The organism is Halococcus sp. AFM35 (genome assembly GCF_051195015.1).
Lineage (GTDB): Archaea > Halobacteriota > Halobacteria > Halobacteriales > Halococcaceae > Halococcus.
The window spans coordinates 192,381-216,419 of the sequence record NZ_JBNTJU010000002.1 but is presented as its reverse complement, the minus strand read 5'-3'; the positions used below and the strand labels follow the sequence as shown (position 1 = coordinate 216,419).

The window sequence follows — 24,039 nt, the reverse complement described above, 5'->3', positions numbered from 1 at the left end:
GACCGACCACAAGCAATGACGCTCGTCGAAGCTCTTCATGAATCCCACGGCGCGACCCTCGAAGACCGGGGCGGGGTCCGCGTCGCCGCCCACTATGGTCGTCCGGAACGGACGCATCTGGCGGTCAGAAACGTCGTCGGCGTCATCGAGATGGGGTATGGCGTTTTGACTGTCGCCGGCGAGGACAGAATCGAGTTCGTCGACAACGTCGTCTCGAATCGCGTGCCCAGCGAGGACGGCGCGGGCTGTTATGCCCTTCTCTGTGACCCACAGGGAAAGATCGAGACCGACCTCTACATCTACACCACCGCCGAGCGCCTGTTGATCTTCACGCCACCGGAGCGCGCCGAGGCCGTGGCCGAGGAGTGGTCGGCAAAGACCTTCATTCAGGATGTGGACATCGAGGTCGCAACCGACGAGTTCGGCGTGTTCGGCGTGCATGGACCGAAGGCCACCGAGAAGATCGCGAGCGTCTTGAACGGCGCGAGCACGCCCGAATCGGAACTGACGTTCGTCCGTGGGTCGATGGGCGACGACGGCGTGACCGTGGTTCGTGACGACGGACTCACCGGCGAGGAGGGGTATACGGTGGTCTGTGCGGCGAACGCGGCCGAATCGGTCTTCGACACGCTCATCAACAACGGCCTGAACGCCGCGCCCTTCGGCCATCGAACGTGGAGAGCGCTCACGCTTGAGGCGGGTACACCCCTCTTCGAGAGCGAGCTTCGGGGGCGAATCCCGAACGTGCTCGGCCTGCGCAACGCGCTCGATTTCGAGAAGGGCTGCTACGTCGGTCAAGAGGTCGTCTCGCGCGTCGAAAACCGTGGCCAGCCGAGTCGCCGCCTCGTCGGACTCGCTCTCGATGACCGCCCCGAGTCGGGTGCGGCGGTCTTCGACGGCGACGGGACCGTCGGCGAGGTGACGCGCGCGGTCGAGAGTCCCCTGTGCGAACGGCCGCTCGCGCTCGCGCTGGTCGAATTCGGACTCGATGCGGCGGAACTGACGGTTCGTATCGACGGCGAGGAGCGCGCGGCGACGGTCGAGACGCTGCCGTTCGTCGAGGGCAGCGACCGCTCGGCACGGCTGCCGGCGTATTAGGACGACCGTGAGAGCAGCGTTTTCAAACTCTCCGGCGAAAAGAGCGTCGAGGGTTTGTCCATGTGAACGCCGATTTCGCCAGACAGCGCGCCGAGACCCGTCCGCTGAATCGGTTTCGGCAGCGAGTACGCCCGACGAACCCAGTGGCCGAGTCGAATCTCGCGTGCGAGGTCCCCACGCCATGCCCGTTCGTACTCGGCGAGCGTTTTCGGGTTCCGAGGATCGATCTCGCGCGCGGCGTGGTCGGCGGCGGTCATCCCGTAGAGGATGCCACCGCCGGTGAACGGTTTCGTCTGGGCAGCGGCGTCGCCGACGAGAAAGGCCCGACTGCTCGTGACGCGCTCGGGCGGCCCGATGGGAATCATCCCGGCACAGGTCTCGCCGGTTTCGACGCCATAGCCGTCGAGGAAGCGCTCGAACAGGTCGGTCGCGTTCTCGCCCGGTGCGGCCCCGAGACCGTACTCGACGCCCGTTTCGCCTCTGGGGATGCGCCACGCGAAGAATTCGGGCACCGTGAGGTGGACATCGACGCGCGAACCGGGGTCGTGTTCGTCCGAAAAGGCGAGAATTCCCTGCAGTTTCTCGCCTGGCTCGGGCATGGCGAGTTCGCGCCGGACGCGCGAGACCGGCCCGTCACAGCCCGCGACCATCCGCGTGCGGACGGTCTCGGTTCCGTCGGGCGTGCGCACCGTCACCACCACCTCATCCCTGTTCTCTTCGAGACCGACGACGCTGTGGTTTTCCCGGAGGTCAGTGCCCGCTGTGCGGGCCGCGCGTGCGAGCGTGCGGTCCAACTCGACTCTATCGATGACGTTCGAGATGGTCTCGTCCTTGTAGAACAGATGGCTGTCGCTGCGGGGGCCATCGACGTGAAAACGCGCGCCCGAGACCTCGTTCTGGAGCAACTCCTCGCGCGCGCCGTCGGGCGTGAACTCCCAGATATCGGTGCTGACGTGGCCTGAGCAGGCAAGCGGCCGGCCCACTTCGCCGCGTTCGAGACAGAGCACGTCGTGGCCCGCCCGCGCGGCCTGTCGGGAAAAGCGTGAGCCAGCGGGACCAGCCCCCACGACGACGAAATCGTACATCGGGTAGAACTACTCCCTCGGCCAAATATCTCCTCCGTTCTGCCGGCGGTAATTCGGTAACCATCCACGACTTCGATACGGCTCTCAGAGCGTCTCGGCGACGTCTTCGGCGAAGTAGGTGAGGATGAGGTCCGCCCCGGCGCGCTTTATCGACAGCAGCGACTCGTATGCCACTTCCTCGATGTCGAGCCAGCCGTTGTCAGCGGCCGCATGGAGCATCGCGTACTCGCCGGAGACGTTGTAGGCCGCCACGGGGTGGTCGGTGTGCTCGTCGACTCGCTCGACGACATCGAGATAGGGCAGGGCCGGTTTGACCATCAGCACGTCCGCGCCCTGTTCTACGTCCAACTCGACTTCCCGGAGCGCCTCGTCGGAATTCGCAGGGTCCATCTGGTAGTGGCGGCGGTCGCCGAAGGCCGGCGCGCCGTCGGCGGCATCCCGGAATGGGCCGTAGAACGCACTCTCGTACTTCGCGGCGTAGCTCATGATGGGGACATCGGCGTAGCCGGCCCCGTCGAGCGTCTCCCGAATCGCACCGACCATTCCATCAGTGGCGCTGCTCGGAGCGACCATGTCCGCACCCGCCGCGGCGTGGCTCTCGGCGACCTTCCCCAGCAAGTCGAGGGTCGTATCGTTGTCGACGGTGAGATTCGACTCCCCGTGTTCGCCGACCGCCGCGCCGCCGTCGGTTTCGGCGCGCTCCCAGCGCTCGCGTGCGCTGTCTTCGAGCACCCCACAGTGGCCGTGGTCGGTGTACTCACAGAGACAGACATCGGTGATACAGAAAGCGTCCGTTTCGTCGGTGATGCGCCGGAGCGCACGCTGGACGACGCCGTCCTCGGCCCACGCACGGCTCCCGTACGAATCCTTCGATTCGGGAATCCCGAACAGGATCACCGACTCGACGCCGGTCTCCTGAATTTCCTCGACGCGCGCGACCGCCTCGCTCACGGGCACGCGCTCGTGACCCGGCATCGATTCAATCGGTACTCGTTCGTCCGTGGTCGCGTCAACGAACGCCGGCGCGATGAGGTCGTGTTCGTGGAGGTGGGTCTCGCTGACGAGTTCCCGAAGTCCGTCCTGTCGAAGGCGTCGCGGGCGGCGCGTGAGGTCCATATTCCCATGTCGCCCGCGAGCGTCAAAACACCCGCGCCATGACGCAAACGATTTAGGAACTACCGGAGTAGCCTCCGCCGATGGCGCGCCCGGTCCTCCAAGTCGCCGCAATGCCGCCGTACCTCCGGGACCTGCTCGACTCCGAGTACGCCCTCGTCGTGCTCTTCTGTGTGTTCGTCCTCGAAGGGGCAATGTTGATGTACTTCATGCCGAGCGAGGCCATCGTGCCCGTTTCGATTGGGCTGCTCGGCCACTCAGTCCCATCCATCGCAGCCATCATCGGTGTCGCCGTCCTCGGTGCGACCGTCGGACAGGTCGGACTGTTCGTGCTCGCAAAGCGCGGCGGCCGCGAGTGGCTGCTCGAAAAGCGCTGGTTCCGAGTCAGCGAGTCGACCCTCGACCGCTTCGACGGCTGGTTCGAGCGCTGGGGACCCATCGTGGTGCCGGTGAGCAACGCCCTGCTCTTCACTCGTGGGATGCTCACCGTGCCCGCGGGGTTCGCCGAGATGAGTACCCGAAAATTCGTCGTCCTCTCGGCGGTCGGCACAGTAGTGTTCGAGACGGCGCTCGCGGCGATCTCCCTCGGCGTCATCGAATGGGCGTTTTGAGTAAGATCATGACGCCAGCCGTTATTCGACTGGGTAGAGCAGTTTCCGAAAATTGTTTTGTCCAGTACACCTTTTCTATCTTATGTTCGGCTTATCCGGCTTCTCGGCGCTACTTGGATTAGCAGACCGAGCATCGACACAACTCGAATATTGGAGAGAGTACAAAGGCGAGAAGATACTGATTCGTAGCTGCTCACTTGATGACACAACAGACGATGAACGGTATAGTAGTACATATCGGCAAACAAGCTACGTCATCGAGGGCGAAATTGAGGCCGTTATGTCTTTTCCTCCCGGTTTCAGACTCAATGATGTAACTGAATACATCTATACAAGTTTCTTTCTCTCAACTGCTATGCACGAAGAACCAGAATTGATGAACAACGCAACCCACTATAGCAAGCAGAACACCCGAAAAATAGAACGGAAGTTTGTCGCATTTGATGCTATCGAACAGATCGAACGGGCAGAGGACGCTGACGAAGCGATAGAACCACTCCGTCAAAACTTCGAATCGAATCCAGAACGAAATTCAGAGTAGACTTCAAATAATATAGATATAATTGGGAACTGATTGATGTGAACTCTAGATCTACAAATTTCGCTGATTCGGCCTCAATCGTCCGCCGGGGCCGCACCCGCGCTCGTGTCGGTCGCCGTCCCTACTGTTCCGCCCGCGTCGAGTGCCTCCGCCAGTAGCTCGGAGAGACCGACGATCTCGATGCGCTCCTCGAAATCACCCGTCTTGCGGCCGTCCTCGTACATCGTCATGCACATCGGGCAGGCGACGACGAACTTCTCGACATCGTTGCCGGCGTCGGTGTCCTCCAGCGCTTCGCGCAGGCGCTCCTCGCTTGGTTTCGGCTCCTCGTCGAAGTCCATCCAGAGACCGCCACCGCCGCCGCCACAACAGAAGGAGTTCGACCGGTTTCTGGGCATCTCGTGGAGACTTGCACCCGTTCGCCGCACGAGGTCGCGCGGCGCTTCGAACTCGTCGTTCATCCGCCCGAGATGACAGGGGTCGTGGTACGTGACTGTGTAGTCGAGTTCGGTGCTAGCGAGGTCGAGCGCGCCGCTGTCCGCGAGGTCTTGGACGACCTGCGTGTAGTGATGAACGTCGACCGCACCATCGGCGTTCCACTCGACGCCATCGAGTTCGGGATACTCGTTTTCGAACGTGTTGTAGCTGTGGGGGTCCGTACAGACGAGCGTCTCGAAGTCGCACTCTTCGAAAGCGGCGGCGTTGTCCTCGGCGAGCATCTCGTACAGTCCCTCCTCACCCACCCGGCGCACGTCGTTGCCGTCGTTCTGTTCGTCCTCGTAGAGGATTCCATACTCGACGCCCGCGTGTTCGAAGATGGTCGCCAGCGAGCGCGCGATGCGCCTGTTGCGCTCGTCGTAACTGGGATAGTCGCCGACGTACCAGAGGTACTCGACGGGCTGGTCGCGCGCATCGGGCACCGCGAAGTCCAACTCGTCGGTCCAGTCGGGGCGTTTTCGTTCGGGGTCGCCGAAGGAGTTGCCCTGCTGGAAGACGTCCATCATCGTTTCCTGGACGTTGTCGTCCATCTCGCCCATCTCGGTCAGTCGGCGGTTCATCTCCGTGAACTGCGGGACGTGTTCGATTTCCACCGGGCAAGCATCCATGCAGGCCATACAGGACATGCAGGATTCCATCGTCCGAGAGTCAATGACGCCACCGCCGTCGGCGACGATCTCTTTGGTCTCGCCATTGGTGTTCACCGACTCGCGGTACTTCTTGAGGTCGAGGATGACGTTACGGGGGTCGAGCGGCCGACCCGAGGCTTTGGCGGGACAGACCGACGAACAGCGCCCGCACTTGGTACAGGCATCTTGGTCCAACATCTGTCGCCACGACATGTCCTCGACCTCGGTAAACCCGATCTCGTCGGGCGCGGCGTCGGCGGGCACGCCGGGCAGGCGCACACCGGCCTTCTCGTCGCGCGTGACGACGTTCGCAAAACTCGATAGCATATGGAACGGTTTGGCATAGGGGACGGCGGCGACGAACCCGAGCGCCAGCAGGGAATGGGACCACCACGCGGCCGGATAGACCGTTCTCGCCAACTCCGGGGAAACGCCCGCACCCTCCAATACGAGCGCGACGAACCACCCCACGAAGCTCACCGTCTCGAACTCGGGGAAGCCGGTGGCGAGGATGCGAACCCCCTCGACGAGATAGCCGCCCACACCCAAGAGAAAGAGCGTCCAGACGAACGCGCCGTCTTCGAGGCTGGTATGTCTGTCCCAGAGGCGCTCGTTGCGGACGCCGTATCGGCGGTAGATGGCCATGCCGAGACCGACGACGAACAGCAGCCCCAGCGCATCCATCACCAGCGAATAGGAGAGATAGAAATCACCGACGAAAAACGACTGACTCTCGCCGAGCAAGCCAGTGATGATTCGGTAGCCGTCCATGTCGATACCCAGAATGGTGGTGCCGATGAGCAGCGTGAGAAATCCCCACATGATGAAGGCGTGCATCAGCCCGCCGTAGAGGTCGCGGTTGAACTGTTTTTCATTTGAAAGCACGATTTTGGCGGCGCGCGCGATTCGACTCGGCAACTCGTCGAGGCGAGCGAAGGCGTCCTCGGTTCCCCGGAGATACCGTCCGAAGCGGTCGTACACTCCATAGAGGAGGACGGCAATCGCCAGGAAGGCGAGGAAATAGAAGAGTGCCTTGCCGACGGGACCGATCAGCCAGAACGTCTCACGGGTGACGGTTTCACCCGTCTGGAGCACGAGTGGCATCGATTATCGTCGTAGAGTCGGGCGGCCGGGTTAAATCTTGGCAACGTCGCACCACCTGCTCGCCGTCGTGCGGGAATCGACAACTCGTTTGGAGTTTCTCATCTCGCCCGGTAGTACGCGACGAGGTCGTCGTCCTCCCGGCGCACGCGCTTTTCGGCCGCACCGTCGGCGACGAGTCGTTCGAGCGCCATCTCGACGAGCAGCTCCGAGCGCTTCCGCGAGGTCTGCCAGTCGAGCGCCTCGACGAGCGCGGCGAGCGGCTCGAACCCCTCCGACTCCGGGCCGGCGTCCCGAAAGAAATCGCCGACGCAGTAGGCTCGCATCTCGTCCTCGGCGAGCACTTCGTGAACGCGCGCGAGGACGTCCTGGGTCGGCTCGGCCTCCTCCCACTCCGATTCGGTGAGCACCATGCCCCTCGTCCGAGGCCGCCACGCATACGTCTGCTGGCGGCGATGGCCGGTCGGTTCACAGCAGCGCCCAGCCCAACAGCGCGACCGCGAGCACGAGGACCGGAGCGTCGATTCGGGAGAACCGAAGCGCCGGCAGCGTCGGGTTCCACGCGAAACAGCGGGCACGGAGCGCCAGTGCCACCCTATCGGCCCGTGCGAACGTCCGGCGAATCCCCGCGACGACCAGCAGCTCCATCCGTTCTGTGAGCGCGCGCTCGCTCCCGAGGCGCGTCTGCATCGCCGCACGCGCCCGCGTGAGGTCGGCGAGCAAGACGGGGAGAAAGCGGAAGACGAGCGCTACGCCCATGCCACACAGTCGACCGAACCGGCCCGGCACGACGTGTTGGATGGCCGCCCGTGAGTCGCGCACCGGCGTCGTCCTGACGTAGGCGACGCTCACGAAGAGCACGAGCAGCACGCGGTAGCTCGCAAGCGCGGGTGCGAGCGCTTCCCCGGGGGCGACCCACGGCGACCCGAGCGTGATGGCGGCGAGCAGCGGTCCAGCAAGCAAAAACGGCAGCGCATAGCGGACCTCCCGGACGGCGGTCTGTGGTGGTAGCTCCGCCACCGCAAGGACGCACCCAGCGAACAGGGAAGCAATCGCAAGCCCGCGTGGACTGGTGTGAGCGAACACCGCGAGCGCGAAGCCCACCTGTACGGCGAGTTTCGCCCGCGGGTCGAGGCGGTGAGCAATCGAGGTTCCAGGGTCGTAGCTCAACACGGCGCGCGAACGGCGAGACCCGACAGCTGCTCGCGCGCCGTTTCGGGGGCGGCATCGAGCGCAACACGACCCTCGTTCATGACGAGCACGCGGTCGGCAAGCGCGAGCAGGTCCCGCAAGTCGTGCGTGACGACGATGATTCCCGTGCCCTCGGCGTGTAGCGCTTCCAGCCTGTCGAGTACCGACTCCCGTGCCGGCTGGTCCAGTCCGGCGAACGGCTCGTCGAGCACCAGATGGTCGGGATTCATCGCCAGCGCACCCGCGATGGCGATGCGGGCCTGCTCGCCACCGGAGAGCCGGTCGATGCGCTCGTCGTTTCGCCCACTCATCCGCACCGCCGCGAGCGCGCTCTCGACGCGGTCGTCGATTTCGCCCCGCCCGAGTCCGAGGTTCTCCGGGCCAAAGGCGACGTCAGCGCCCACCGTTGCGGCGACGAACCCGTCGCGGGGGTCCTGAAACGTCATCGCCACGGCGGTCCGGGCGGCCACGAGGTCCTCGTCCACCGGCTGGCCGTTCACCGATACAGTCCCCGAATCGGGTTCGAGGAGTCCGTTGAACCCCCGGACGAGCGTCGTCTTTCCCGACCCGTTCGGGCCGGCGAGCACGACGAACGACCTACCCTCGATGGTGAGCGAGACGCCGTCGACGGCCGGTCGGTCGTCCCCGTAGCGATAGGTGAACCCTCGTATCTCGATCATGCGGCGGCTATCGCGTCGCTGCGGACGATGCCGACGGCCGCGGCGATTTTCACCAGTTCGGCCGGGACGAACACCGCCGCCCCAGCCAGCAACGCCTCGACGGGACCCAGACTCTGGACGGCCATCAACCCGAGCACGCCGCTGGCGTAGATGACGACGGTGCCGAGCGCCAACGCGCCCACCAGCCTGCCGAGACCCAGCTCATCGGGTTCGCCGAGCGTCCGACCACCGTGAGCGATGGCGCCGATTACCAGCGCCGCGAGCGGATAGGCGAGGAGATAGCCGGCCGTCGGGCCGAGCAGGACTCCCAGTCCCGCCGCGCCGTTTGCGAAGACCGGTGCACCGAGCGCGCCCGCGAGCAGGTAGAGTCCACAGGCCACGGCTCCCCACACCGGCCCGAGGAAGATGCCGGCCAGAAAGACCCCGAGGACCTGCAGCGTCACCGGCACGAGCGAGACCGGGTTCGGAAAGCTCACGTAGGCGAACGCACCCAACAGTGCGGCGAACAGCGCCGCACGCGCGAGGTTGCCCACCATCTCGTCGTCGACGAGTTCGGTATCGGTCGTTTCGGCGTTCATGGTCCCACACCTGTCGTCAACCATCATAATCGAATCGGTTGACGAGCCGGCTCTCGCCGGCGGCAGGCTTTTACCGACAGGTGTCAGACGCTTCGTTCCCGAAGCGATGGACGAAAAAACGGAATCACTGCGCGACATCTTCATGGACGTCACCGACGAGTCGACCGTGACCGAGCGCCAGGAGGACACGCGCGGCTCGCTCGCGCGCGAGGGCACTCCCGAGGAACGCACCGAGGAGGTCATCGAAGCGCTCGACGACCGGTACGGTCTCTCGACGGACCTCGCCGTCGACCGACTGGTCGACCTCGTCGCAGCGTTCTACGACGAGGAGGGCGACGCCGCCATCGCCGACGCGCTGGACGAATCGCCGGAAACCGTCGAGCGCGCCCGCCTCGACCTCCACCTCGTCCGCGAGAGCGATGCGGACGCCCCCATCGAGCTGAGCGCGCTCCGCGAGCGCCTCAACGATGCCGACACCGCGACCGTCGCCGCCGACCTCGACGTGGCCGAATCCACGGTCGAAACCAACCGGCGGGTCGCCGAAACGCAGGCCGCACGCCGCGCTGTCGGCGACCGCTTCCGCGATGCCTTCGATGAAATCTACCTCGACGCCGACCTCACCAGCCACACCGACGACGTGACCCGCGACGGACTCGACGAGGCGACCGAGGGGATGGAAAACGAGCTCTCACTTTGACACCTCCACCGTTTTCTGTGCTACGAGACGGCGGAGCCGTCTCGGCATCCTCAAAAGAGCCGTCGGCTCTTTTGGACGGGGCGATTCCGAAGGAATCGCTTGCAGTCGGCGCGACACGCCGACGACCTCGCGGGACCGAAGGTCCCGCTCAGTGACGAAAGGCGCTTCGCGCCTTTCGAACCACGTCGGGTTCGCGCGAAGCGCGAACCGCTCCTTGAAAAATCTGGGCCAAAAACTCCCGCTCGCAAACCGCGCGAGCGGCCAACCGCACTCACTCCGTTCGCGCGGATGCTGACGCTCACCACGGCCGCCCCGCAAACCGCACAGCACCGCCGAAGCCCTCACTTACTCCCTACGGTCGCTCGTTCGCCCTTCAGCCACCAGGAGCCGCTACTGCACCGCAACCGCCCCGCGGCCGCAACTGCCGGCCGCGACCGTACCGCAGCCGCGCCGGGACCTACCCATGCGTGAACCCGCGGTCGGGGAGGGGGTCCCCATCGAGCGTGACCGCATCCTCGACGACCGTTCCGATACGTGTGACGGCCACGGGCGAGTCCTCGCGGACCGTTTCGAGGTCGTCCTCGGGGACCGTGAAGACCAGCTCGAAATCCTCGCCGAAGAACACGCCCAGTTCGTGGGCCTCCTCGGAATCGTCGGCAACCGCCTCGACCGACTCGTCGACCGGGAGCGTCCCTGAAACACTCATTCCGCAGCCGCTCGCGTCGGCCAACTGGTGCAGCGAGCGCGCGAGTCCGTCGCTGCTGTCCATCATCGCGGTTGCGTGCCGACCGATGGCTCGCCCCGCAGCGATTCGAGGGATGAACCGAAACAGTTCGTTCGCGCGCGCGTCGTCGCCACGCTCGAACAATCGAAGCGCCGCCGCGCTCCGCCCGAGCGTCCCGGTGACACAGACCGCCTCGTCGGGGCTCGCGCCCGAACGGAGCACCGGTTCGTCGGTCGCTCCGAGCACCGTCGTCGCTGCGGTGAACTCCTCGTGGGTATCGAGGTCGCCGCCGACGTACGTCGCGCCCACCAGTTCGCAAACGTCGCTCGCACCCTCGACGAACGCCGTCAGTTCGTCCTCGTCGAAGTCGGGAGCGGCGTACACCGCGACCGCCGCACGGGCCGTCCCGCCCATCGCCGCCACGTCCGACAGCGAGGCCGCAACCGCCCGCCAGCCGGCCGTATATCTGGTGGTGCCGCCGGGGAAGTCGGTCGTCGCGTGGAGCATGTCCGTCGTGAGCAGCGACTCCTCAAGCACCGCACAGTCGTCCCCGGCCTCCCCGATGTGTCCAGAGAGCAGCGCGAGCGCCGCCCGTTCGTCCATACCCTCAAATGGAGTGGCGGCGACCAAAACCCGTCCGGTTCACCCGAGGCACCGACGATGGCCGTTTCGGAGGGTTCATGCCACGGTCGGTCCTTCGGCGGATATGATACGTGGCGGCAACTTCAGAGCGACGCTCGTCGGCTTCGCGGGCGCGCTCTTCGCGCTCGCCGTCCTCTCGTGGCTCGTCGGCATCGAGGAGATCCTCGCTGCGCTGTCGCTGGCTGACCCCCCGGTGATCGTCGTCGTGGTCGGCGTCGCGGTCTGCTGGCTCACGGCGTGGGGGCTGTCGCTGCGAACAGTGTTGAGTGTGCTCGGCGCACCCATCACGGCCCCGGTCGCCGTGCTCGTCTTCGCGGGCGCGACCTTCGCCAACAACGTCACTCCCTTCGGGCAGGCCGGCGGCGAGCCAGTGAGCGCGCTGCTCGTCTCGCGGGCCTCCGACAGCGAGTACGAAACGGGACTCGCGGCCATCGCCAGCGTCGACGCGCTCAACTTCGTGCCCTCCATCGTGCTCGCGCTCATTGGACTTGGCTACTTCGCCACCACCATCACCTTCGGCGAGAACCTCGCACTCGTCTCGGCCGTCGTGGTCGGGTTCGCGCTCGCGCTCGTGCTGGCCGTCTACTTCGGCTGGACCAACCGCTATCGCGTCGAACGGGCCGCCGTCGACACGCTGACGCCGCTCGCCCAGCGGGTCGGCGCGGTCGTTCCGAGGCTCTCCCCGCCCAATCGCGACGCGCTCGAAGGCCGCATCGAGGGCTTCTTCACCGCCGTCGAGCGCGTCGGCACCAACCCCCGTGGACTGCTGCTCGCGCTCTGTTTCTCGGCGGCCGGCTGGGTCGGTCTCGCGACATCCCTCTGGCTCTCGCTGTTCGCGCTCGGCTACACCGTCCCGGCGGCGGTCGTGCTCGTCGCCATCCCGGCGGGTGCGATGGCCGGCGTCACGCCGCTTCCCGGTGGACTGGGTGGTGTCGAGTTGGTTCTCGGCGCGCTCGTGACCGCGACCTCGGGCGTGCCGCTGGCGACCGTGACGGCCGCCGTCCTCATCCATCGGGGGGCGACCTACGCACTACCGACCATCGTCGGCGGGGGTACTGCGGCGGTGCTGGCCGACCGCTAACGGAACGCTAACGACGCGTTTAAACCCCGCGCCGAGCGTTTTGAAAGCATGGCAACTCTCTACGACGTTCCGGCGAACGCGCTCATCGAGGCCGTCGCCGCGGAGCTTCCGGAGACGGTCGAACAGCCCGAGTGGGCACGGTTCGCGAAAACCGCCGCGAGCCGCGATCTCCCGCCCGAGCAGGACGACTTCTGGCGCACCCGCGCCGCGAGCCTCCTCCGACGGGTCGCCATCGACGGCGAGGTCGGCGTCGACCGGCTGAGGACTGCCTACGGCGGCTCGAAAGGTGGCTCGAACAGATACCAAGTCGCGCCGCCGAAATCCACCGAAGGAAGCGGTAAAATCATCCGTACCGCGCTCCAACAGCTCGAAGAGGAAGGGCTGGTCGAGACCGCCGAAGGCGAGGGTCGACGGGTGACGGGGGAGGGCCGGAGCCTGCTCGACGAGACCGCCGGCGACGTGCTCGCCGACCTCGACCGGCCGGACCTCGAACGCTACGCCTGACTCGTTTCTCTCGACACTCAGCGCTCGCGCACCACGACGAACTCCGCGAGGTCGCGGAGATACTCGGCGGCCTGCTCGTCGGCCACAGCGACCGAATCGAGTGCCGATAGCGCCGCGTCGGCCGTCCGTCGGGCGCGCTCGGTGCCTTCTTCGGGCGTGAGGTCGGTGATTTCGACCAGCGAGGGGCGCTCCATCGCGCTGTCCTGGCCCGTGGGTTTGCCCAGTTCGTCGGCGTCGGCAGTCGCGTCGAGCACGTCGTCGCGTATCTGGAAGGCCACACCCACGCCTTCGGCGTACTCGCCGAAGGCCTCGACCGTTCGGGCGTCGGCGTCGGCCGCCACCGCGCCCAGTTCCGCGGCCGCCCGGAAGAGCGCGCCCGTCTTCCGGCGCGCGAGGTCCATGTACTCCGCCTCGGTGGTGGGATGGGCGACCAGCTCCGTGGCCTCGCCCTCGCCGAGTTCGACCATCGCCTCCGCGACGACCTCCATCGCGCGTTCGTCGGCCGCAAACAGCGCGAACGCCTCGCCGAGTAGGCCATCGGAGGTGATGAGCGCCGGCCCGTACCCGAACGATGCCCACGCGCTGTCGGTACCCCGGCGGACGGGTGAGTCGTCGATGATGTCGTCGACGACTAGCGACGCGCTGTGGACGAGTTCGATGCCGACCGCGAAATCGACCGCCGCCTCGCTGTCGCCGCCGGCGGCCTCACAGGTCAACATCGTGACCGTTGGCCGGACGCGTTTCCCGCCAGAGAGCGCGGCGTGGGCGATCCGCGCGCCGAGCGTGTCGGGTTCGACCACCTCACAGACCGCTTCGAGGCGCTCCTCGACCAACGCCCGCCGACGTTCGAGGTCGTCCATTGCCCGATTTCAGGGCGGCATCTGAAAGTAGGTGACGGTCTCCCGTCTCGGGAGTCTCGGATTCGAGACGCGCGAAATCACCGGTTCGTGTTTCTCAGAGCTTTTGTAGCGCAACCACCAAATGTGGACGATGATTGCCGACGCACGGACCGATACCGAGCGCGAGTGGTGTCACGAGACCCTCGACGGGACGTCCCGAACGTTCGCCATCACCGTCGACCTGCTTGAGGAGCCGATGGCGACCCAAATCTGTGTCAGCTACTTGCTCTGTCGTGTCGCCGATACAATCGAGGACGCCGGCCACATCCCGCCGGAAACCCAGAGCATGTTGCTTCGCACCTACGACCGGGCGCTCGACCCCGACGACGACCTCGATATCGGGGCGTTCGAGCGAGCCATCGAGCCGTGGCTCCCGGAGGACGGCGGCGAGGACTGGCGAGTGGTCGCCAACGCGCCGCGGGTGGTTCGTGCGTTCGAGGCGCTCGCGCCCGACGCGCGTGCGGCGGTGCTCAACCCCATCCGCGAACTCGTCGCCGGGATGGCGCTGTTCGTCGAGCGCCACGCCGACACCGAGGGACTGCGCATCGAGACGGTCGCGGAACTCGAAGAGTACTGCTGGTACGCCGCCGGCACGGTCGGCACGCTCGTCACGAACCTGCTCGCCCGTGACGCCGCACCCGAACGGGTCAGCGAACTCCGCGAGACCGACCGCGCGTTCTCGCTGCTGTTACAACTCGTGAACGTCGCCAAGGACGTCAGCGACGACTACCGCGCGGAGAACAACGTCTATCTCCCCGCGGCGTGGCTCCGCGAGGAGGGTGTCGAACCCGAGGGGGTCTGTGAGCCGGAGAACACGACGGCGGTCGCGGGCGTCATCCGGCGCGTCGCGGGGCGTGCTGGGGTCTACGCCGACGACGCCCGGCGCTATCTCGACGCCGCACCTGAGACGAACGGCAACACGCTCGCGGCGTGGGCAGTACCCTACCTGCTCGCACTCGGCACGTTGCGCGAACTCGACGCGCGCGCCGAGGACGTGCTCCGGGAGGGTGGCGTGAAGATTCCGCGTGCGGAGGTGCTCGCCATCGTCGGACAGTTCGCCGGGGAGAGCAATCGCCCCTCGCTCGAAGAGTTGGCAACGGACGTCGCCCAACAGCCGTACCACCGCGTGGCGAACGACACCTGAAAACGAACCGTTTCAGACGTCGGGCTGGTCGCTCAGCGGCCAGGAAGAATCGCGTTCGCGGCGAAGTTTTAATCCCGGCAGGGCCGTAGGGAAGCGAGATGGCACAGCAGACTGCCCGCATCGTGCGCGACGGTGTGATGAGCGGCGAGCCACACATTGCGGGCCACCGCATCAGCGTCCGGCAGGTCGCTAACTGGGTTGAGGGGGGCGACCTGTCGGCGAAGACCGTCGCCGACCGCTACAACCTCGACATCGCGGACGTCTACCGCGCGCTGACGTACTACCACGAGCACCCCGCGGAGATGGCCGAAGTCAGGCGTCGCCGCGCCGAGCAGGAAGCACGCGCCCGGAAGCGAGCGGCGGTGACGCCAGAAGACTTCGAGCGAGCATCGTCGGGCGAGTTCGACGGAGCGGAATGACCTACCGCGTCCTCTGTGACGAAAACGTCGACCCGCAAACGGTTCAGTATCTCGAACGCGACGGTCACGACGCGACGCACGTCCTCACGGCTCTGCATGCAAGCGTCGACGATGCGACCATCGCGGACTATGCAGCCGAAAACGGGTATCTCGTTCTGACGAGCGACGCCGACTTCCTCGATTCCAATTCGTTTCCTGACGTGAACGTGCTCTACTTCCCGGACGACACCCATTCGAGTCACGACCTCGCGTCGATGGTCGCTGTGGTCGCGTCGTACTGCCCCGAACAAAGCGACTTGCCACGTGAATCGTTTCTCACCGAGAGGCTTCTGTAGGCGGTTCAGACCTCGGGCGGGTCGCCGCCGAACTCCTCGATGAGTGCGGGCACCACGTCGAAGAGGTCGTCGACGATGCCGTAGTCGGCCAGGTCGTAGATGGGCGCGCTCGAATCGTTGTTGATGGCGACGATGGTCTCGGCACCCTTCATGCCGGCGACGTGCTGGACGGCCCCCGAAATTCCGATAGCGATGTAGACCTCCGGCGTGACGACCTTGCCCGACTGGCCGACCTGTCGGTTTTTGGGCAGCCAGCCGTTGTCGACGATTGGCCGCGACGACGAGAGCGTCGCGCCGAGCGTGTCGGCGAGTTCTTCGACAAGCGCGATGTTCTCCTCCTCCTCGATGCCCCGACCGACCGAGACGAGCACCTCGGCCTCGGTGATATCGACGTCGCCACCGCCGACCTCCTGAAATCCTGTCACTGTGGAGCGCACGGCCGACTCGTCGATGTCGGCGTCGAATTCCTCGATGTGGGCGTCGCCGGTGCCCTCGGCGGGCGGCCACTCGCCGGGACGAATCGAAACCGCGACGTGGTCGGCATCGACCTCGACCACGGTTTCGACCTTCGAGCCGTACATCTCGCGGGTGACTGCGAGCGTATCGTCGGATTCGATGTCGATGGCGTCGGTCACCAGCGGCAGCGACAGACCGTTGGCGACGGCTGGCGCGTAATCGAGTCCGTTCACCGTATTGGGCATCAGCAGGACCTCGGGTGCGACTTCGTCGTAGAGCGCCTCGACGGCTTGGGTGTAGACGTCGTGATTGAACTCCTCGCCGTCGGCGACGGTGTGGACGACATCGACGCCCTCCCGATTGAGGTCGTCGGCGAACCCGTCGATGTCGCCGCCGATGACTGCCACGTGGAGGTCCCCGCCCGTGGCGTCGGCGAGGTCGCGGCCCGCGGTAACCAGTTCGAAACTCGCGTCGCGCAGGTCACCGCGGCGGTGTTCGGCGATTGCGAGGACGGTCATCCCTCGACCACCCCCTTGTCTCGCAGGAGGTCGGCGAGTTGGCCGGCCTCCTCGTCGGGACCACCCTCGAACAGCGTGGCGTCGCTTTCGGTCTCGGGTTCGTAGAGCTGTGTGAGCGCCACGGCGCTGTCGGTCACGCTTGCATCGAGACCCAACTCCGCAAGCGTCTTGGGTGCGATTTCCTTCGATTGGGCCTGTCGAATCCCGCGCAGGCTGGCATAGCGCGGTTCGTTGATACCCGTCTGAATCGTGAGCACAGCAGGAAGTTCCACGTCGGTGAGTTCCTCGACGCCGCCTTCGAGTTCGCGGTGGACCGATGCGGTCTCGTCGCCGGGTTCGTACTCCAGATGGTTGACGACGGCGGCCCACTCGAAGCCTACCTCCTCGGCCAGCGACACTCCTGTGGCCCCGAAGGCGGTGTCGTCCGATTGCACACCCGTGAGCACGAGGTCGGGCTGTTCCTCCTCGACGACCGCCGCCAGAACGTCGGCTTTGGTCTCGCTGTCGAGGTACTCGACGTCCTCCAAGTCGTCGTCCCAGACCCGGACGGCGCGGTCGACGCCCTTGGCGAGCGCCATTCGGATGGTCTCGTCGGCGCGCTCGGGACCGACGGTCACCGAGACCACCTCGACATCGTCGCCGGCCTCCTGGATTTGGACGCCCGCCTCGACGGCGTAGTCGTCCCATTCATTGAGATCGTAGTTCAGATACCGCTCGTCGATACCCAACCCATCGATCTCGAAGTCGTCCTCGACTTCGGCCACCTCCGCCACCGCGATGAGGACCTTCATGAACGTTTCACTCGCCGCGCGGATGTTAACGGTTCCGAAAGGTGCTACTCTTCCTCTGGCAGGCTGATGAGGTTCTCGCGCCCGATGCGGAGTTTCTCGACGCGGCCCTCCTCGGCCATCGCCGAGAGCAGTTGGGAGACCTTCGCGTTCGACCAGCCAGTTTCAGTGACGATGGCGGCCTGTTTCATCCGGCCGTCGTTGCGTTCGAGCAGCCGCTCGACGCGCTCCTCGTCCGAGAGCAGTTCGGTCTCGGCCGGTGTGGCCGCTACCGATGGTTCGCCGGCGTCACTCGCCGCCGCATCGTCGGTGGATGGTTCGTCGGTTCTCGACGCACCCGTCTCCCGCCGCGTCAGCGCGTAGGCCCCGACGGCAGCCATGAGTACGACGAGAGTGGTCCCGAGCGCCAGCGGCGGCAGCGACGCCAGCGGCCCGTTGTCAGGTGCAGGGGTCCGGTTCGCACTCGCACGACTCGTGAAGACGGCCGTCGGCGTCCCCGGCTGGAAGGTTTCCGGCCCGTTCCAGACGAGCGTGCCGTTGGTGAACCCGACGGGCGAGCGGGTGACGGTGTACCGCGGCGGCGACTCGATTACCAAGGTTTGATTCGCGGTGAGTCCCGGCAGCCACGTCCCGCGAGTGGTGTTGAACGCATCGCCGACGACCAGCCGCTCGCCGTTCGTCCGGGCGAAATTCGTCCATCTGAACCCGAGGACGAGCCGTCCGGTGTCGGGACCGCTCACGTTCTCGCCGACGATGGTCGCGTTTCGTGTCACGTTCGTCACGTTCATCGAGCGGCCAGTGACGACGCTCGATTCGTTGGCGGCCCGCCGGAAGGCCCCAATCGAGAAGCCGGCGCTGCCCTCTTCGAATTCCCGGCCGAGCGCCCGGAACGCCGTCGTGTCGTTCGCATCGTCGAGGACGAACGCCGTCGATACCCGGAATCGCGCGTCGCCGTTCGGCCGTGGATGGATGGCGATGGTCGTGTTGGTCGCGCCGCTCGGCGACCCGGCGTCCGTTCCGGGCGGCGTGGCCTGCGCTGGGCCCGGCGTGACCTGACCGGCCACGACCGCCGACATGGCGACGACCACGAGGACGACGACGAGCACCGCCCGGGAGCGCATACGGGTCGTGCTCGGTCCGACGCGAAAACAGTTTTCATCCCTGACCTGTTCGCCGACCGTTCTCGGCGGCGTGGTTTTTAATAGCAGGCAGCCGTTTTCGCCGTCAATGCATCGTGTGTTCGCCGTGGTGGTGTGTTGCTGTTTGCTCGCGGGAGCGGCCGCCGCGGTTCCGGGAGCCGGCGACGGCCCGAGTGCCCGGCCGGTATCGCCCGTGACGAACACGAGCGAGTATCTGACGATTACGCCGACTGCACTCGAAACGGCGTCGTACCGGCAGGCATCGCTCGACGTTTCGGGTGCGCTTGCGCTCGATACGCGCGGCCTTGCGGGGAGATATCGACAGCTCGTCCTCGACGAGCGCTTCGCCGCGACCGATTCGACGAGTGCGCGCCGCGACATGCTTCGGGCGAGCGCCGCCCGCATCGAAGCACGCATCGACGAGCTACGCCAGCGCCAGTCGGCGGCCGTGGGAAAGTACAACAACGGGACGATTTCGGCCCGGGAGTTCGTCATCGAGCTCGCGCGCATCGACACGGCAGCCGGACGGCTGGGGACGGCGGCCGACCGCGTGGCCGCGCGCGCGCGGTCGATTCCCGGCTCGACCATCGGCGGGCAGCCGGCGACGAGCTGGGCGCGCAACCGCCGCGTCGAACTCGGCCCGCTGGGCGGTCCGGTTCGTGACCGCATCGCCGAGACGCTGCGCGGGGAGAACACGGTCCCGCTCGATGCGGCGAATGCCCCCAACCTCGAAGGGGTCGAGGCGGGCCCGGACGAACGCCTCGAAGCGCTCGACCTCTACGTCGAAACCTCCGGCGAGGGACTCGTGTTGGCGACGGTGGACGAAGGGCGCTACTACCGCGAGGCGTCCCTTCCGACCGAACGAAACAACACCACAGGAGGCGAACTGACCGACATCACCGCCGCGCTCGACCGCGTGGCCGAACGCTATCCGTGGACGTGGAACCACTCGGTGACGACCGATTCGAGCGGCGACCGCCGGGCGGGCATCTATCGCTTCACGCTGTTTTACGACCACGGCCGGCTGACGACCCACCTCGACCGCCGCTCGGGCGAAGTGTTCGCCGAACAGCAGCGAAAACGCCTCTCGGGAGTTCCCACGACCGAGCCGGTGAGCGAAACCGCCGGCGACCTCCGCTTGACGATAAACCGCACCTATCCGACGGGACCGCTCGAACTCGCGCTCATGAATCGTGACGGCGAGCCGGTCGACGGACGCATCATCGTCGGCAATCGCACCGTCGGCCGTACCGGGACGGACGGCCATCTCTGGACGGTCGCTCCCCGTGGCTCCGCCCCGGTCGTCGCGCGGACGAACGAACGAAGCATCCGCATCGGGACGGACTTCTCGCCGGCGGCAAACCGGACGACACCCGCCCGAGCCATGGACGAACGTTGAAATAGCAAGCCATAGCCATCGCTCGTGTGTCCCGCCGTGCAGTTTCCCCGGTCATCGGCGTCGTCCTCATCGTCGCCGTCACCGTCGTGCTCGCGGCCGTCGTCGGGGCGTTCGTCGTCGGCGTCGGCGATGCGGGAAACGCGCCCGAGGCGGCCATTACGGCGAAATTCGGCAACGAATACCCGAACCAGATCAATCTCACCCATCACAGCGGTGACCCACTTGACGTGACCAAACTTACCGTCCGAATTTTTGTCGATGGCGAGCCACTCAAGCACCAGCCAGATGTCCCCTTTTTCGCTGGAAAAGGATTCAAATCGGAAACATCTGGGCCGTTCAACAGCAACACTGCGGATAAATCATGGACCGCCGGCGAAACCGCTTCGTTGACTGTCGCCAGCACGACGAACTCCCCGCAGCCGAGTGCGGGCTCACGGGTCACCGTCAAAATCTATTCCGAGGGAGAGGCGGTGACAACGGCGCGGGTATGACTACTCGGGCACGCGCGCGAGCGTCGTGATGGCCCGCGGACTGTTGGGTTTGGCCTGCTGGATGCGATGTTCGACCACGTCGAGGTCGGCCGCGGCGAACATCCGGTCGGCCTCCTCCTCGTCGTAGAACAGCATTATCGCGTCGGCTAGTCGGCCGAACACCGACGATTTCGGTGCGTCCGGGCCGACGACGAGGACGTTGCCGCCCGGCTCGGTGACGCGGCGGAACTCCCACAGGGTCGCCACGGGGTCGGGCCAGTATTCGATTGAGCCGGACGACCAGACCGCATCGAAAGTGTCGTCGGCGAACGGCAGGCGCTCGGCATCACCGCGATAGAACGCGACGGGACCATCCCTCCCGAATTTCTCGTAGGCGCGTTCGAGTTGGTGGGCGCTCTGGTCGAGACCGTGAACGCGCTCGGTGTGTTCGAGCAGGCCCTCGGTGGCGAAGCCCGTGCCACAGCCCACGTCGAGCACGCGGTCGTCCTCGTCGATGTCGAACAGCGAAAGCGCCTCCGTACGCATTGCGGCGTTCCAGACGAAGGGGTTGATTTCGTCGTACACCGTCGAGAGGTACTTGTAGAACAGCCGCGCACGCGCTTTGTCTTCGAGGATACCCATTGCCCCCGATCCGGTTGCCTGCGGGATAAACTCCCACCTTTTTAGACGGGGGCATCGCTCGCCTTCGGCTCGCTCAACCCCCAACCAAAAATCTGGACCAAAAAACCCCGCTCGCTCACTGCGTTCGCTCGCGGTTCGATTCCTGACCACACTACCGCACTGCGACAGCCACACCCTCCCCAACCGATTCGCTCGCTCCCGGCGGTCGCTCACTCATCCACCCTCGGAGCGAAGCTCCGATGAGCCTGCACTCACTTCGTTTGTGCAGACCTCGCGCGTTCTCCGGCCTGCGGCCGGATTCATCGCGCGCCACAGCCCCGCAGCACCGCCACAGCAGGTCTGCGATGACCGAGAGGACATTCGCAACTACCAAATAGCCGCTCACACAACCCTCACAGAAGAATGGCGAGACCAGAGGTTCTCGACCGAATCCAAGGTGCCGAACGGGAGGCCGAAGAGATAGTCGAGGAGGCCAAAGACGAGCGCGAGGAACGCATCGCTGAGGCCGAGCAGGAGGCCGAGGACATCCGCGAGGAGGCCCGCGAGGAGGCCGACGACCTCGAAGCACAGCGTTTCGAGGAGGCCCGCGAGGAGATCGACGCCGAGCGCGAGGACATCCTTCAATCGGGCGAGGAAGAACGCGATCAACTCGAAGCACAGGCACGAGAGCGCCGCGACGAAACAGTCGAGTACGTCGTCGAGCGCTTCGTCGAGAGGGTTCATGCTTAGGCCCGAGCGGATGAGCCGGGTGTCGGTCACCGGCGCAAATCGCGTGCTCGACGACGTCATCGAGACCGTCCACGACCTCCGGCTGGTCGACGTGACCGACTACGACGGCGAGTGGGAGGGGTTCGACCCCGGCGACCCCATCGCCGGCGCGGACGAGGCAGCCGAACGCCTCGTCACCGTCCGCTCGCTCCAGTCGATGCTCGATGTCGACCCCGACCGCGAGGCACAGTTGGAGTCGGTCGACGTCGAGGAGCGGCTCGAATCGGTCCGCGAGGAGGTCAACGCGCTCGACGACCGCGGCGAACAGTTCCGCGAGGAGCGTCGTACCGTGGACGAACGCATCGGCGCGATGGCCCCCATCGAGACGCTCGGCATCGACCTCGACCTCCTCTCGGGCTACGACAACCTCGAAACGCGCGTCGGCGAGGGCGACGAGAGTGCCGTCCGCGACGCACTCGATGCGGCCGAGGACGTCGCCCGCTACGAACTGTTCGCCGAGGGCGACGCCATCGCGGTGTTCGCCGAGCCGACCGAGGGCGAGAGCGATGTCCTCGAAGACGTGCTCGTCGGCACGGAGTTCGCGGCCATCGACGTGCCCGACGGCGACGGCTCGCCCGAGGAGTACGTCTCCGAACTCCACGCGCGCCGCGACGACCTCGACGAAGAGGTCGAGGACGTCGAGGGCGAACTCGACGCGCTCCGCGAGGAGCACGCCGACTTCCTGCTGGCGGCCGAGGAGCAACTCGCCATCGAGGTCGAAAAGCGCGAGGCACCGCTCTCCTTTGCGACCACGCAGAACGCATTCGTCGCCGAGGGCTGGATTCCGACCGAGCGCTTCGTCGACCTCGCCGAGGCCCTTTCCGAGAGTGTTGGCGAACATTGCGAGGTCGAGGAACTCGAACGCGCCTCCTACGACGGCGACGGCCGCCTCGTCGACCGCGAACCGACCGACGCCGATGAGGGCGGGCGAGGCGAACCGGAGACGGCCGCCGACGGCGGGGTCGAACTCGAAACCGACGGCGGCACCGCCGACGGCGACAGGCCGATGTCCGGCAGCGAGCCGCCGGTTGTCCAGGAGAACCCCGACCCGGTCAAGCCCTTCGAGCTGCTGGTCAACCTCATCGACCGGCCGAAATACTCCGAACTCGACCCCTCGGTCGTATTGTTCCTCACCTTCCCCGCGTTCTTCGGGTTCATGATCGGTGATTTGGGCTATGGAATCCTCTATACGGCCATCGGCGGTCTCGTCTACACCCGCTTCGAGAGCGACGGGATTCGCAGCCTCGGCGCAATCGCGCTCTGGGCGGGCGGGTTCACGATGCTGTTCGGGATTCTCTACGGCGAAATCTTCGGCTTGCACCTCGTGAGCGAGTACCTCTGGGGCGGCCACCCGCCAATCGAGAAGGGGCTGTCGCCGGCCGGCATCGAGTGGGCGCAGCTCTGGCTCGTCGTGAGCCTGCTGGTTGGATTGGCGCACATGACCGTCGGCTACCTCATCGGCTTCGTCGAGGAGCTATCGGAGGGACTGCGCACGGCGGTGCTCGAATCCGGCTCGTGGCTCATCCGGATGCTCGGCATCTGGATATGGATATTCAGCGAGTCGGCCGCCGCGGCCAAGCCCGAGTTCCTCTTCACCGTCTTCAACGGCGAGCCGTTCGCGCTCGGCTTCACCGGCTTTTCGGCGACGGTCGGTATCGTTGGGCTGGTCGGGGGATTCCTGCTTGGCGTCGTTCTCTTCATCATCAACGAGGTGAGTCATTTCGGCGTGCTGCCGGGCATCGTTTCGGGCGCGCTCGAAAGCCTCCAAGTGCTCGTGAACGTGCTCTCATACACGCGTCTCGCCGCAGTCCTGCTGGCGAAGGCCGGGATGGCGTTCGTCGTCAACCTGCTCTTCTTCGGGGCCTACCGTGAGGGTCCCGCGGGCGCACAGGAGTTCCACTTCCTGCTCGACCACGGTCCCAGCTACGTCGAGGGTCTCGGTCCCGAGGCCGAGCTGATGTTCCCCGGTCTCATCCACATGGGCATCATCGGCGTGCTTGGCGGCATACTGGTCTTCGTCTTCGGCCACGTCGTCGTGCTCGCGCTGGGCATCACCAGCGCCGGCTTGCAGGCCATCCGCCTCGAATACGTCGAGTTCCTGAACAAGTTCTACGAGGGCGGCGGCGAGCGCTACAGCCCCTTCGGCCACGAGCGCAAACACACGACCGAAAACTGACCGTTCGACCCCGTTTCGGGGTGTCACTCGATTTCCCATAGTGTGCTGTGTGGCCTTATGAGCCTGTCCATCCGTGGTTGATGGAATTTTTTGGGAAGCTTTATGAATCCAGT

At 65.8% G+C, this 24,039-nt stretch carries 26 protein-coding genes; 13 read left to right on the top strand and 13 right to left on the bottom strand.

The features are described 5' to 3' along the window. Positions 1-15 precede the first annotated feature (15 nt). Positions 16-1,098 carry an aminomethyltransferase family protein gene (locus ACQUQO_RS02865; protein ID WP_435076432.1) on the top strand — a complete coding sequence of 361 codons (1,083 nt, stop codon included), beginning with the start codon at positions 16-18 and terminating at the stop codon, positions 1,096-1,098. On the opposite strand, the gene ACQUQO_RS02860 is transcribed toward ACQUQO_RS02865, so the two are convergent. Continuing rightward, the gene (locus ACQUQO_RS02860; protein WP_435076431.1) at positions 1,095-2,183 is read right to left on the bottom strand and encodes a geranylgeranyl reductase family protein; all 1,089 of its coding nucleotides are present in this window, start codon (positions 2,181-2,183) and stop codon (positions 1,095-1,097) included. The genes ACQUQO_RS02865 and ACQUQO_RS02860 overlap by 4 nt on opposite strands. Positions 2,184-2,267: 84 nt before the next feature. After that, on the bottom strand, positions 2,268-3,299 hold the full coding sequence (hemB, locus tag ACQUQO_RS02855; RefSeq protein WP_435076430.1) for a porphobilinogen synthase: 1,032 nt from the start codon (positions 3,297-3,299) through the stop codon (positions 2,268-2,270). An 80-nt stretch (positions 3,300-3,379) separates the two neighbouring features. On the opposite strand from hemB, the gene ACQUQO_RS02850 reads away from it, so the two are divergent. Both ACQUQO_RS02850 and ACQUQO_RS02845 read left to right on the top strand, forming a co-directional pair. Further along, positions 3,380-3,907: a DedA family protein gene (locus tag ACQUQO_RS02850; protein ID WP_435076429.1), complete on the top strand. Its 528-nt coding sequence runs from the start codon at positions 3,380-3,382 to the stop codon at positions 3,905-3,907. Between the two features lie 82 nt (positions 3,908-3,989). Next, positions 3,990-4,448 carry a hypothetical protein gene (locus ACQUQO_RS02845; protein WP_435076428.1) on the top strand — a complete coding sequence of 153 codons (459 nt, stop codon included), beginning with the start codon at positions 3,990-3,992 and terminating at the stop codon, positions 4,446-4,448. 74 nt (positions 4,449-4,522) lie between these two features. Here ACQUQO_RS02845 and ACQUQO_RS02840 read toward each other — a convergent pair whose 3' ends face one another. From ACQUQO_RS02840 to ACQUQO_RS02820, 5 genes are all read right to left on the bottom strand, one after another. After that, positions 4,523-6,679: a heterodisulfide reductase-related iron-sulfur binding cluster gene (locus ACQUQO_RS02840; RefSeq protein WP_435076427.1), complete on the bottom strand. Its 2,157-nt coding sequence runs from the start codon at positions 6,677-6,679 to the stop codon at positions 4,523-4,525. A 98-nt stretch (positions 6,680-6,777) separates the two neighbouring features. Further along, positions 6,778-7,089 (bottom strand): hypothetical protein, encoded by a 312-nt coding sequence (locus ACQUQO_RS02835; RefSeq protein WP_435076426.1) that lies wholly within the window; start codon positions 7,087-7,089, stop codon positions 6,778-6,780. 55 nt (positions 7,090-7,144) lie between these two features. Then, a complete protein-coding gene (locus ACQUQO_RS02830; protein WP_435076425.1) occupies positions 7,145-7,849 on the bottom strand; it encodes an energy-coupling factor transporter transmembrane component T family protein in 705 nt (234 codons plus the stop codon). Further along, positions 7,843-8,547, bottom strand: a complete 705-nt coding sequence (locus tag ACQUQO_RS02825; RefSeq protein WP_435076424.1) for an energy-coupling factor ABC transporter ATP-binding protein — start codon at positions 8,545-8,547, stop codon at positions 7,843-7,845. The genes ACQUQO_RS02830 and ACQUQO_RS02825 overlap by 7 nt, the downstream gene beginning before the upstream one ends. Next, on the bottom strand, positions 8,544-9,125 hold the full coding sequence (locus ACQUQO_RS02820; protein WP_435076423.1) for a biotin transporter BioY: 582 nt from the start codon (positions 9,123-9,125) through the stop codon (positions 8,544-8,546). The genes ACQUQO_RS02825 and ACQUQO_RS02820 overlap by 4 nt, the downstream gene beginning before the upstream one ends. A gap of 106 nt (positions 9,126-9,231) precedes the next feature. Here ACQUQO_RS02820 and ACQUQO_RS02815 point away from each other — a divergent pair, with 106 nt between their 5' ends. Next, positions 9,232-9,822 (top strand): conditioned medium-induced protein 4, encoded by a 591-nt coding sequence (locus ACQUQO_RS02815; protein ID WP_435076422.1) that lies wholly within the window; start codon positions 9,232-9,234, stop codon positions 9,820-9,822. Between the two features lie 457 nt (positions 9,823-10,279). Here the strand turns inward: ACQUQO_RS02815 and thiL are convergent, their stop codons facing one another. Next, the gene (gene thiL / locus ACQUQO_RS02810) at positions 10,280-11,149 is read right to left on the bottom strand and encodes a thiamine-phosphate kinase (protein WP_435076421.1); all 870 of its coding nucleotides are present in this window, start codon (positions 11,147-11,149) and stop codon (positions 10,280-10,282) included. Positions 11,150-11,252: 103 nt separating this feature from the next. Between thiL and ACQUQO_RS02805 the strand changes: the two genes are divergently transcribed. Continuing rightward, a complete protein-coding gene (locus ACQUQO_RS02805; RefSeq protein ID WP_435076420.1) occupies positions 11,253-12,269 on the top strand; it encodes a lysylphosphatidylglycerol synthase transmembrane domain-containing protein in 1,017 nt (338 codons plus the stop codon). A gap of 48 nt (positions 12,270-12,317) precedes the next feature. Continuing rightward, positions 12,318-12,773, top strand: coding sequence for a 30S ribosomal protein S19e (locus ACQUQO_RS02800; RefSeq protein ID WP_435076419.1), 456 nt, complete (start codon positions 12,318-12,320; stop codon positions 12,771-12,773). Positions 12,774-12,790: 17 nt separating this feature from the next. Here the strand turns inward: ACQUQO_RS02800 and ACQUQO_RS02795 are convergent, their stop codons facing one another. Then, positions 12,791-13,633 carry a polyprenyl synthetase family protein gene (locus tag ACQUQO_RS02795; protein ID WP_435076418.1) on the bottom strand — a complete coding sequence of 281 codons (843 nt, stop codon included), beginning with the start codon at positions 13,631-13,633 and terminating at the stop codon, positions 12,791-12,793. Between the two features lie 121 nt (positions 13,634-13,754). Between ACQUQO_RS02795 and ACQUQO_RS02790 the strand changes: the two genes are divergently transcribed. From ACQUQO_RS02790 to ACQUQO_RS02780, 3 genes are all read left to right on the top strand, one after another. Beyond that, positions 13,755-14,816, top strand: coding sequence for a phytoene/squalene synthase family protein (locus tag ACQUQO_RS02790; RefSeq protein WP_435076417.1), 1,062 nt, complete (start codon positions 13,755-13,757; stop codon positions 14,814-14,816). 98 nt (positions 14,817-14,914) lie between these two features. Further along, positions 14,915-15,235, top strand: a complete 321-nt coding sequence (locus ACQUQO_RS02785; protein ID WP_435076416.1) for a DUF433 domain-containing protein — start codon at positions 14,915-14,917, stop codon at positions 15,233-15,235. Beyond that, complete coding sequence (locus ACQUQO_RS02780; RefSeq protein ID WP_435076415.1) at positions 15,232-15,570, top strand: DUF5615 family PIN-like protein; 339 nt, start codon at positions 15,232-15,234, stop codon at positions 15,568-15,570. The genes ACQUQO_RS02785 and ACQUQO_RS02780 overlap by 4 nt, the downstream gene beginning before the upstream one ends. Positions 15,571-15,575: 5 nt before the next feature. On the opposite strand, the gene ACQUQO_RS02775 is transcribed toward ACQUQO_RS02780, so the two are convergent. The 3 genes from ACQUQO_RS02775 to ACQUQO_RS02765 are packed head-to-tail and all read right to left on the bottom strand — an operon-like array spanning position 15,576 to position 18,453. After that, positions 15,576-16,544, bottom strand: a complete 969-nt coding sequence (locus ACQUQO_RS02775) for an electron transfer flavoprotein subunit alpha/FixB family protein (RefSeq protein ID WP_435076414.1) — start codon at positions 16,542-16,544, stop codon at positions 15,576-15,578. After that, the gene (locus ACQUQO_RS02770; protein ID WP_435076413.1) at positions 16,541-17,335 is read right to left on the bottom strand and encodes an electron transfer flavoprotein subunit beta/FixA family protein; all 795 of its coding nucleotides are present in this window, start codon (positions 17,333-17,335) and stop codon (positions 16,541-16,543) included. The genes ACQUQO_RS02775 and ACQUQO_RS02770 overlap by 4 nt, the downstream gene beginning before the upstream one ends. 44 nt (positions 17,336-17,379) lie before the next feature. After that, a complete protein-coding gene (locus ACQUQO_RS02765; protein WP_435076412.1) occupies positions 17,380-18,453 on the bottom strand; it encodes a helix-turn-helix transcriptional regulator in 1,074 nt (357 codons plus the stop codon). 106 nt (positions 18,454-18,559) lie between these two features. Here ACQUQO_RS02765 and ACQUQO_RS02760 point away from each other — a divergent pair, with 106 nt between their 5' ends. Further along, positions 18,560-19,870 carry a DUF7096 domain-containing protein gene (locus ACQUQO_RS02760; RefSeq protein WP_435076411.1) on the top strand — a complete coding sequence of 437 codons (1,311 nt, stop codon included), beginning with the start codon at positions 18,560-18,562 and terminating at the stop codon, positions 19,868-19,870. 26 nt (positions 19,871-19,896) lie between these two features. After that, positions 19,897-20,361, top strand: coding sequence for a type IV pilin (locus ACQUQO_RS02755; RefSeq protein WP_435076410.1), 465 nt, complete (start codon positions 19,897-19,899; stop codon positions 20,359-20,361). On the opposite strand, the gene ACQUQO_RS02750 is transcribed toward ACQUQO_RS02755, so the two are convergent. Further along, entirely contained in the window at positions 20,362-20,982 is a 621-nt protein-coding gene (locus tag ACQUQO_RS02750; protein WP_435076409.1) for a methyltransferase domain-containing protein, read from the bottom strand. Positions 20,983-21,384: 402 nt separating this feature from the next. Here ACQUQO_RS02750 and ahaH point away from each other — a divergent pair, with 402 nt between their 5' ends. After that, a complete protein-coding gene (ahaH, locus tag ACQUQO_RS02745; RefSeq protein WP_435076408.1) occupies positions 21,385-21,711 on the top strand; it encodes an ATP synthase archaeal subunit H in 327 nt (108 codons plus the stop codon). After that, on the top strand, positions 21,704-23,926 hold the full coding sequence (locus ACQUQO_RS02740; RefSeq protein WP_435076407.1) for a V-type ATP synthase subunit I: 2,223 nt from the start codon (positions 21,704-21,706) through the stop codon (positions 23,924-23,926). The genes ahaH and ACQUQO_RS02740 overlap by 8 nt, the downstream gene beginning before the upstream one ends. Positions 23,927-24,039: the final 113 nt, after the last annotated feature.